This is a genomic window from bacterium (genome assembly GCA_021372775.1).
In the GTDB taxonomy this organism is placed as follows: domain Bacteria; phylum Acidobacteriota; class Polarisedimenticolia; order J045; family J045; genus JAJFTU01.
In genome coordinates, this window is the sequence record JAJFTU010000135.1 from 1 (window position 1) to 2,105 (window position 2,105).

The following is a 2,105-nucleotide window of genomic DNA, read 5'->3' on the forward strand; positions in this document are numbered from 1 at the left end:
CCGGCTGGCGCGCCAACTCGTGGACGGCGAATGGTCCGGGGCGCGCGAGGTCGCGCCGGAGGACCTCGCCTCGCTGCTCGGCGTGCCGCGCTTCCGCGGCCCGGAGGCCCGCTCGCGCGCCGAGGTCGGCGTGGCCACCGGCCTCGCCTGGACGGCCTACGGCGGCGAGGTCCTGACGCCGGAGGCGGCGGTCGTCCCGGGGAAGGGGCGGCTGACGGTCACGGGACAGCTGGGCGAGGTGATGCAGGAATCGGCCCGCGCCGCGCTGACCTACGTCCGCGCCCGCGCCGCGGAGTTCGGCCTGCCGCCGGACCTCGAATCGACGCGCGACCTGCACATCCACGTGCCGGCGGGGGCGATCCCCAAGGACGGCCCCTCGGCCGGCGTGGCGATGGCCGTGGCGCTGGTCTCGATCCTCTCCGGCATCCCGGCCCGCGCCGACGTGGCGATGACCGGCGAGATCACGCTGCGGGGGCGGGTGCTCCCCGTCGGCGGCGTGAAGGAGAAACTGCTCGCCGCGCACCGCACGGGGATTCGCACCGTGCTGATTCCGCGCGACAATGAACAGGATCTGGCGGAGCTTCCGCCGGACGTGGCCGCGGAGCTGAACGTCGTCCTGGTGGACCGCGTGGACGAAGTCCTCTCCCTGGCCTTGGAACGGCCTCCGCGGGCCGTCGCCGCGCCGTTGGGCGCGGCGGGGGAAGCCGCGGAGAGGCCTCAGTGACGCGCTGAGGCTCCCGCCGCGCCGCGACAGGCGCGGACTCTGTTTCGCTTGCCCTCGGTACTGGGCGTGGTGGTTCTATGAAGGTGAACGATGTACGGCTGGCGTGGGTCGCCGCCGGTCCGGCGCAGTTCCCGCGCGACAGCAGGCCGGAGGTCTGCGTGCTCGGCCGCTCCAACGTGGGCAAGTCGAGCCTGATCAACCGCCTGATCAACCGCAAGGGGATGGCCCGGGTCAGCAACACCCCCGGCCGGACGCGCGAGATCCACTTCTACATGCTCGACGACCGCTTCTACCTCGTGGACCTGCCGGGCTTCGGCTACGCGAAGGTCCCCGAGGCGGTGCGGAAGTCGTGGGGCACGCTGATGGAGAGCTACTTCTCCGACCGCGGTCCGCTGCGGCTCGCCGTGCAGCTCGTGGACGTGCGCCACGATCCGACCGATCTCGACCGCACGCTGGCCGACATGCTCGTCCTGCGGCGGATCCCGACCGTGCTCTGCCTGACGAAGTCGGACAAGGTCTCGAACAACCAGATCAACCTGATGATCCAGCGCGCGCCGCAGGTGCTCGACCTGCCGCCGGAGACGCCGGTCCTCGTGACCTCGGCGATGACCGGCGTCGGCATGCGCGAACTGTCGAGGGTCGTCGTCGACGCGTTCGTCTCCCCGCCCCGCAAGCCTCAGCGGCCCGTCGAGATCGAAGCCGAAGAGGAAGGGCGATGAAAGTCCAGGAACTGAAGGCGCTCAGCATCGGGCGCTTGATCCGCATGGCCCGTTCGCACGGGGTCGAGGGCGTGTCGCAGGCGCGCCGCCAGGAGCTGCTGCACCGGATCGTCGCCGACTCGCTGCGCAAGGGGGAGACGGTCGTCTCGCGCGGCGTGCTCGAGCTGCTGCCCGAGGGGTACGGCTTCCTGCGCTCGCCGGAGCACTCCTACCTGCCCGGTCCGGACGACATCTACGTGTCGGCCGACTTGGTGCGCCGCCATCACCTCGAGACCGGGGACGTCCTCTCCGGGCCGCTGCGCCAGCCGCGCCGCGCCGAGAAGTACTTCGCGATGATGGAGGTGGAGGAGATCCACGACATCCCGGCGGCCTCGGTGCTGCGGAAGAAGAAGTTCGAGGAACTGACGCCGTGGCACCCGGACGTCGCGCTGCGGATGGAAACGACGCGCGACAACCTCTCCGGGCGGGTGATCGATCTCCTCGCGCCGATCGGCATGGGGCAGCGCGGGCTGATCGTCGCCCCGCCGCGCACCGGCAAGACGATGTTCCTCCAGACGATCGCGCACGCGGTCGCCGAGAACCACCCCGACGTCACGCTGATGGTCCTGCTGATCGACGAGCGGCCGGAGGAAGTCACCGACATGCAGCGCACGGTGCGCGGC

General features: G+C 71.3%; 3 protein-coding genes. All 3 read left to right on the top strand.

All coding sequences use genetic code 11. The features are described from left to right. A partial coding sequence (locus tag LLG88_04445; protein MCE5246156.1) for an endopeptidase La occupies positions 1 to 724 on the top strand: 724 nt, incomplete at its 5' end. A gap of 83 nt (positions 725 to 807) precedes the next feature. Further along, positions 808 to 1,443 carry a ribosome biogenesis GTP-binding protein YihA/YsxC gene (gene yihA / locus LLG88_04450; GenBank protein ID MCE5246157.1) on the top strand — a complete coding sequence of 212 codons (636 nt, stop codon included), beginning with the start codon at positions 808 to 810 and terminating at the stop codon, positions 1,441 to 1,443. Next, on the top strand, positions 1,440 to 2,105 hold a 666-nt coding region (locus LLG88_04455), incomplete at its 3' end, for a Rho termination factor N-terminal domain-containing protein (protein MCE5246158.1). The genes yihA and LLG88_04455, both read left to right, overlap by 4 nt.